Origin of the sequence: Rhodococcus sp. EPR-157, assembly GCF_001647195.1 — a bacterium.
Lineage (GTDB): Bacteria > Actinomycetota > Actinomycetes > Mycobacteriales > Mycobacteriaceae > Rhodococcoides.
On record NZ_LVCV01000103.1, the window covers coordinates 1 to 7,679 of the forward strand.

The 7,679-nt window shown below is 62.8% G+C and carries 8 protein-coding genes; 7 read left to right on the forward strand and 1 reads right to left on the reverse strand.

Translation table 11 applies throughout. The features are described 5' to 3' along the window. The first annotated feature begins 31 nt into the window (after positions 1–31). Genes A2J03_RS04030 through A2J03_RS04040 form a run of 3 tightly spaced genes read left to right on the forward strand, consistent with a single transcriptional unit; the run spans position 32 to position 3,365 of the window. Positions 32–1,597, forward strand: coding sequence for a flavin-containing monooxygenase (locus A2J03_RS04030; RefSeq protein WP_068370010.1), 1,566 nt, complete (start codon positions 32–34; stop codon positions 1,595–1,597). Next, a complete protein-coding gene (locus A2J03_RS04035) occupies positions 1,594–2,424 on the forward strand; it encodes an SDR family NAD(P)-dependent oxidoreductase (protein ID WP_068370013.1) in 831 nt (276 codons plus the stop codon). Before A2J03_RS04030 ends, A2J03_RS04035 begins: the two co-directional genes overlap by 4 nt. 2 nt (positions 2,425–2,426) lie before the next feature. Then, entirely contained in the window at positions 2,427–3,365 is a 939-nt protein-coding gene (locus tag A2J03_RS04040; RefSeq protein WP_068370016.1) for an alpha/beta hydrolase, read from the forward strand. Here A2J03_RS04040 and A2J03_RS04045 read toward each other — a convergent pair. Next, entirely contained in the window at positions 3,321–4,235 is a 915-nt protein-coding gene (locus tag A2J03_RS04045; RefSeq protein WP_231912354.1) for a glycine betaine ABC transporter substrate-binding protein, read from the reverse strand. The two genes, A2J03_RS04040 and A2J03_RS04045, sit on opposite strands and share 45 nt — an antisense overlap. Before the next feature lie 128 nt (positions 4,236–4,363). Between A2J03_RS04045 and A2J03_RS04050 the strand changes: the two genes are divergently transcribed. The 4 genes from A2J03_RS04050 to A2J03_RS04065 all read left to right on the forward strand — a co-directional run. Next, entirely contained in the window at positions 4,364–5,311 is a 948-nt protein-coding gene (locus tag A2J03_RS04050; protein WP_068370023.1) for an ABC transporter substrate-binding protein, read from the forward strand. Further along, on the forward strand, positions 5,311–6,459 hold the full coding sequence (locus A2J03_RS04055; RefSeq protein ID WP_068370026.1) for an ABC transporter ATP-binding protein: 1,149 nt from the start codon (positions 5,311–5,313) through the stop codon (positions 6,457–6,459). Before A2J03_RS04050 ends, A2J03_RS04055 begins: the two co-directional genes overlap by 1 nt. Further along, complete coding sequence (locus A2J03_RS04060) at positions 6,456–7,118, forward strand: ABC transporter permease (RefSeq protein WP_068370029.1); 663 nt, start codon at positions 6,456–6,458, stop codon at positions 7,116–7,118. The genes A2J03_RS04055 and A2J03_RS04060 overlap by 4 nt, the downstream gene beginning before the upstream one ends. Then, on the forward strand, positions 7,115–7,679 hold a 565-nt coding region (locus A2J03_RS04065), incomplete at its 3' end, for an ABC transporter permease (RefSeq protein WP_068370032.1). The genes A2J03_RS04060 and A2J03_RS04065, both read left to right, overlap by 4 nt.

The following is a 7,679-nucleotide window of genomic DNA, read 5'->3' on the forward strand; positions in this document are numbered from 1 at the left end:
TCACACTCAGTAAGCTCCTATTCTCGTTTGCATGAGTCTTTCCGTAACAGATACTTCGGAGCGCGTGACGGCCCCGCGCCAGGTCGACACAATCATCATCGGCAGCGGTTTCGCCGGCCTCGGGGCAGCGATCAAGCTGACCCAGAAAGGCAAGAACAACTTCCTCGTACTCGAACGAGGCAGCGATGTCGGCGGAACGTGGCGCGACAACACGTACCCGGGCGCAGCGTGCGACGTGCCGTCTCACCTGTACTCGTACTCGTTCGCGCTCAACCCGGACTGGACTCGGTCGTTCTCGACTCAGCCGGAGATCCAGAAGTACATCTCCTCTGTTGCACGCAAGTACAACGTCCTGGGCAAGCACGTCTTCAACTCCGACGTCACGTCAGTGATCTGGGACGAGAACACGCACCGCTGGAACATCGTCGCGAGCACCGGCGAGTACACGGCCAAGGTCGTCGTCACGGCCGTCGGCGCTCTGTGCGAGCCGAACCTCCCCCCGATCAAGGGCATCGAAGGTTTCGAAGGCGACGTTTTCCACTCCGCACAGTGGAACCACGATGTCTCACTGGCAGGCAAGCGTGTCGCGATCATCGGTACGGGTGCGTCGGCGATCCAGATCGTGCCCGCCATCGCGGACAAGGTGGAGCGTCTCGACGTGTACCAGCGCACCGCACCGTGGATCCTCCCTCGCTTCGATCGCGAGTACACCGGCATCGAGAAATTCGCCTTCAAGCGCATTCCCGGCTTCCAGCGACTGTCCCGCACCGCTATCTATGCGGCTCGCGAAACACAGGTCGTCGGCCTGGCGAAGAAGCCCGCCCTGATGCGGATCTTCGAGGTCATCGCCAAGCAGCAGATCAGCAAGGGCATCAAGGACAAGTCGCTGCGCAAGAAGGTGACACCCAACTTCCGTATCGGTTGCAAGCGCATGCTGATCTCGAATGCGTACTACCCCGCACTCGATCGATCCAACGTCGACCTCGTCACCGACGGCATCGCCGAGGTCAAAGCGAACTCCATCGTCTCCGCCGATGGCACCGAACGACAGATCGACGCACTTATCGTCGCAACCGGTTTCCACGTCACGGATTCGCCTGCATACCAGGGCATCTACGGCAAGGGCGGAAAGACGCTCGCGCAGACCTTCGAAGAAGAAGGACAGCAGGGATACAAGGGCGCCGCAGTCGCAGGCTTCCCGAACATGTTCTTCCTCGTCGGGCCGAACACCGGACTCGGGCACACCTCGATGGTGTTCATGATCGAGTCGCAGCTCAATTACGTCATCGACGCCCTCGACACCATCGAGAAGCACGACATCGGCGTCATCGAGGTCCGCAAGGACGTTCAGGACGACTACAACGCCGACCTGCAGGATCGCATGGCGAACAGCGTCTGGATGAACGGCGGCTGCGCCAGCTGGTACCTCGACAAGCACGGAAACAACACCACCCTGTGGCCGGACTTCACGTTCCGATTCCGCAGCATCACCAGAAAGTTCGACCTCGCGGCGTACCGTAGCGTCGCAGCATCCGATCTCCCCACCGCAGGCAGCGAAATTGCTGCCCTTTCCGACAGCAAGGTCGTCGCCAAATGAACGCTTTCGCAGGCAAGGTTGCCGTAGTCACCGGCGCGGGCTCCGGTATCGGCCGTGCCCTCGCGCTCAATCTCGCCGAACGCTGTGCCAAGCTGGCGCTGTCGGACGTCGACGTGAACGGTCTGGAAGAGACTGTCCGTCAGGTCGAAGCACTCGGCGGTGAGGTTGCCTCACAGTTCCTCGACGTGTCGCAGCGCGAGACCGTCCTCGACTACGCCGACACGGTGAGGGCGCGGTTCGGCAAGATCAACCAGATCTACAACAATGCGGGCATCGCCTACCACGGCGACGTCGAGGCGTCCTCGTTCAAGGACATCGAGCGGATCGTCGACGTCGACTTCTGGGGAGTCGTCAACGGCACCAAGGCTTTTCTTCCGCACCTGCAGGAATCCGGCGACGGACACATCGTCAACATCTCCAGTCTCTTCGGACTGCTGGCGATGCCGTCGCAGGCTGCCTACAACGCTGCCAAGTTCGCCGTCCGCGGCTTCAGCGAGGCACTTCGGATGGAGCTGCTGATCTCCAAGGCCCCGGTCAAGATGACCGTCGTGCACCCCGGCGGCATCAAGACCGCCATTGCGCGCAACGCCACCGTCGCCGAGAACTACGACCAGCAGTCGGTCGCCAAATTCTTCGACGCCAAGCTTGCCAAGACGACCCCCGATCAGGCTGCCAAGACGATCCTCAAGGGCGTCGAGAAGGGCAAGGCCCGCGTGCTCATCGGCTCCGACGCAATCGCACTCGATCTGTTTCAGCGCATCACCGGATCGAAGTACCAGCGCGTGATCGCGGTCGTCGCGAACCGCGTCATGCCGCGAAAGAAGTAGCCATGAAATCCTTCTACCTGCCACTTCCACTGGTCAGAACGGCTCTGAAGCCGTTCTACCGGTTCGCGCTCGATGCTCGGCTCCCCATCGGGGTTCAGCGCAAGATCCTCGACCTCGGCGCTCCGATCCAGACAATTCCGGACGGCGCAGTGGTGCAGCCGTTGACATTGGCCGGACGCAGAGCGGAACGGGTCACCGTCGGTGCTACCGAACGAGACACCGCGGTGCTGTATCTGCACGGGGGTGCGTACACGATCGGATCGATGGCTACCCATCGCTCGCTGGCAGCGCATCTCGCCCGCGAATCTGCAAGCGCTGTATATGTTCTCGACTATCGACTGGCCCCCGAGAACCCGTACCCGGCCGGTTTGAACGACGCCGTCGCTGCCTACCGCGAACTACTGAAGTCGCACGGCTACACCGCGGATCGTGTTGCAATCGCCGGTGATTCGGCGGGCGGCGGGCTCACGGTCGCAACCGCACGCCATCTCGTCGACGACGGCGTGAATCCTGCTGCACTCGGCTTGATCTCACCATGGGTGGATCCGGCCGCTCGGGACGCGATGTTCGATCGGGATCTCGTCGTCAACACTGCCTGGTCGTTCGCGGCGGCCGTTGCGTACCTCGGCGACGGCGATCCACTGGACCAGGGGTACGCCCCGCTGCAGGGCGATCTCACCGGCTTGCCGCCGATCGTCATGCATGTCGGGACGTCCGAGGTTCTCTACCCGCAGATCGTGGCTTTTCACGACAAGCTGCTGCTGTCGAGCGTCGAGGTCGAGTACGTCGAATACGAAAAGCTCTGGCACGTAGCACATCTGCAGGCTTCGATCCTGCGTGAAGCCGCCCAGGCCGTGCACCACATGGGGGCATTCCTCGGGGCGCGGGTCCGGACGTCAGAGGTTGTGCTCGCCGAGCCATCGAGCAGCGACATCGCCTGAGTTCTCACCACTGCGGACCTCGCCGATCATCTCGGCGAGGTCCGCAGTGGTCAGCTCACCTGCAACGACACTGAGCGCCGCGAACGCAGCATCGTCGAGCGCACCGTCGCGCATGAGCGGGACGACATTCTGCGCAGCAAACGCCGACTCGTCGTCGTCCAGGGCCGACAGGCCGGCTGCGAGTGGCCCGAACGACGCCGTCCGCAGCGCCAACGCATCGATTTCACCGGAGTCCAGACCGCTGACCGCCGAGTCCGAGTCCGGGTAGACCATGAACTCCGTGAACGAACATCCGTACACGGGTCCCAGCCGCATTCCGATATCCAGCGGCTCGGTGCCGGCCGATGCGTCGTTCGAGTTCTCGACGATTCCGACGACAGCATCGCTACAACTCGGCGCGAAGTCCGACAGCGACGACGCCACCGCGAACGGTCCGCTGGGCGACACGGCGATGGCGACCCGGTCTTCGGCGAGTGCGTAGTCCCCCACCGACAGTCCCTCGGGCAGCGACCTGTTCAGGTCGACGAAGACGTCCTCGGCTTCGGTAGCACCGGACAGAGAGTCGAACGTGTGCAGAAGCTCCCCGGTGAAGTCCGGCACGAGTGATACCTCTCCGCCGTCGAGTGCGGCAAGGTAGTCGCTGCGTTCGCCCAGATCTTCCTTCACTGCGACCGTGACTCCAGCAGAGCGAACCGCACCTGCGTATATGTGCGCCAGCACTACCCCGGTGACGTTCTCGCCCGCCCCGACGACGACCGTCGCGCGCTCCTGGGTGTCCGCGGCACACCCGGCCAACGTCAGAGCAACGATCGCCGCTGTGAGCACTCTCGGCGCCGACCCGACCACAGAAACTCCATTCCACCTGCTCACGCAGCAGGTTTACCGATTACGCTCGCCGGGAACAGAAGCGAACGAGATAGTCATCGCACCAACCCTATGACTATGCTCGTAGACCCGGTTCGACCACACCCCAGCGAGCCCCGCCGGAAGGGATTCACTTGAACATCACCAGAACTGTGCGAGCCGTCGTTGCACTTTCCGTCTCTGCGGTAGTCCTGACCGCGTGCGGCGGCAACAGTGATCCTCTGTCTTCCGGCGGCGGCGAGACCGACGGCGATCCCAATTCGATCGTGATCGGTTCGGCCAACTTCCCCGAATCCGAGACCGTGGCGAACATCTACGCCGAAGCCCTGCGCGCCAACGGCTTCGAGGTGAGCACCAAGCTCAATATCGGGAGCCGTGAAGCCTACATCCCGGCAGTGCGAGACGGATCGATCGACCTGATCCCCGACTACACCGGCAACCTCCTGCAGTACCTGGACGAGTCCGCGACCGCGACCTCCTCCGAAGACGTCCTCGCAGCACTGCCCGACGCACTCGGCTCGGATCTGACCGTCACGGCGCAAGCCCCCGGCGAGGACAAGGATGCCGTGGTTGTGACCAGGGCTACGGCAACCGAACGCAACCTGACCACCATCGGCGACCTCGCTCCCTTCTCCGCGGATGTCACCTTCGCGGGCACGCCGGAGTTCCAGGAGCGCGTCGGCGGGCTCCCCGGATTGAAGGCCAAGTACGGCCTGGACCTCGCCCCCGGAAACTACGTTCCGATCTCCGACGGTGGCGGGCCTGCCACGGTCGAGGCGCTGGTGTCCGGTCAGGTTGTCGCCGCCGACATCTTCACCACTGCACCATCGATTGCAGCGAACGACCTCGTGGTGCTCGAAGATCCGGAGAACAACTTCGCCGCCCAGAACATCATCCCTGTGCTCAACACATCCAAGCAGTCGGACAAGCTCACACAGGTTCTCGATGCGGTCTCCGCTCAGATCACCACCGAGGAATTGATCGCGCTCAACACTTCCGTGTCCGGTGACGCGAAGGTCGAACCAGCCGCAGCCGCCAAGGCGTGGGTGGCAGACAAGGGATTGGACCAACCGGTCAGCTGATGATCACATTCGACGGAGTCGGCAAGACCTATCCGGATGGCACCACCGCGGTCGACAGTCTGGACCTGGTGATCGAGCCCGAATCGTTCACCGTGTTCGTCGGGCCCTCCGGATGCGGCAAGACCACCTCGATGCGCATGATCAATCGGATGATCACTCCCACCTCGGGAGTGATCACCGTCGACGGCCGCAACATCGCCGAGACCGACGCCGTGAAGCTGCGGCGCGGAATCGGCTACGTCATTCAAAGTGCGGGGCTGTTGCCTCACCGCACCGTAGTGGACAACGTCGCGACGGTGCCGGTCCTGCGTGGCGAATCCAGGCGCGCCGCACGCAAAGCCGCGCTCGGCGTACTCGAAAGAGTCGGACTCGATCCGGCATTCGCATCGCGGTATCCGGCGCAGCTGTCGGGCGGCCAACAGCAGCGGGTCGGTGTTGCGCGCGCCCTCGCTGCCGATCCGCCGATCTTGCTGATGGACGAGCCGTTCAGCGCAGTCGATCCGGTGGTTCGTGAGGACCTGCAGACCGAGATGCTTCGTCTGCAAGCAGATTTGAAGAAGACCATCGTGTTCGTCACCCACGACATCGACGAAGCCGTCCGTCTCGGAGACAACATCGCCGTCTTCGGACCTCAGGGACGCCTACAGCAGTACGACAGGCCTGCAACGATACTCGCCGCTCCCGCAACATCTTTCGTGGCTTCGTTCGTCGGCCGTGATCGAGGCTATCGAGGGCTGTCGTTCCGCTCGGCCCACTCGGTCACGATGCATCCGATCGACACGGCAACGGAAAGCGAAGTCCGCAGTCTTCGCCTGGAACAGAGACAATGGGTCCTCGTGGTCGATTCCGAGCGTCGTCCACTCGGCTGGATCGACGCCACCGGGGTCGAGAAGGTCCGCGACGGTCGCCCCCTCGACGACAGCACGGCAGCGGGTGGTTCGCTCTTCACCGAAGGTGGCGACCTACGTCAGGCACTCGACTCGGCCATCTCGTCTCCGTCGGGAATCGGTGTCGCGATCGATTCCACCGGAGCCGCCGTCGGAGGCGTCGACGCCGCAGAGATTCTCGAACACCTTGCCGTGCAACGTAGATCCGAGGACGATGAGCGCAATCGGCATCACTTCAGCAACGAGGACACCCCCCAGTGACGTGGCTAGTCGACAATTTCGGCGTCGTCCTCGGGTACACCAAGACACACCTGTACCTCTCGCTCGTTCCGTTGCTCATCGGACTGATCATCGCGATTCCGGTGGGCACCGTCATCCGAAATGCGCACTGGGTCCGAAAAGTCACGATGACGGTGGCCAGCATCGCGTTCACGATCCCGTCGCTGGCTCTGTTCGTCACCATTCCTGCTGTTGTCGGCCTACCGGTGCTCGATCCGCTCAACGTCGTCATCGCGCTGGCGGTGTACTCGACTGCGCTGCTCATCAGGGCAGTCCCCGAGGCGTTGGACTCGGTACCATTCGCGGTCGTCGATTCCGCCGAGGCCATGGGGTATTCGTCGTTGCGACGAGCCGTGGCTGTGGAACTGCCGCTGTCGCTTCCCGTTCTGATCGCGAACATCAGAGTTGTCGCGGTCACCAACATCTCACTCGTGTCGGTGGGTTCGGTGATCGGCATCGGCGGTCTCGGCCAGTTGTTCACGCAGGGATATCAGCGTGACTACCCCGATCAGATCGTCGCGGGCATCATCTCCATCGTCTTTCTAGCCCTGGTGTTCGACGCGGGCCTGTATCTGCTCGGCCGAAAGCTGACACCGTGGACTCGCCTGGGGACGGTCTCGACGAAGAAGGCGCGGGCATGAATCTGTTCTCGGAGGCGTTCTCCTACATCGTCGACGGCGCAAACTGGGCCGGGCCCACGGGAATCGGCGCCCGAATCATCGAACACATCTGGTACAGCCTGCTCGCCATCGTGCTGTCGGCCGTCATCGCGATTCCGATCGGGTTGCTCATCGGCCACCTGCGCAAAGGTGAAGCGGTCATCGTCGGGCTCGTCAATGCACTTCGATCGCTACCGACTCTCGGCATCCTGGTGTTTCTGGTGCTCGTCATCGGTCTCGGTCTCGTGCCCCCGATCATCGCATTGGTGCTCCTCGGCATTCCGCCTCTGCTCGCCGGCACTTACTCCGGCATCGCAAACGTCGACGACAACGTGGTCGATGCCGCCAGGGCGATGGGAATGACCGAATTACAAGTGCTCTTTCGCGTCGAGATTCCGAATGCGTTGCCGCTGATCATCGGCGGATTGCGAAACACCACTCTGCAGATCATCGCCACCGCTACCGTCGCGGCGTACGTCAACCTCGGTGGCCTCGGTCGCTACATCTTCGACGGTCTCGCGCTGTACGACTACGGACGTGTGC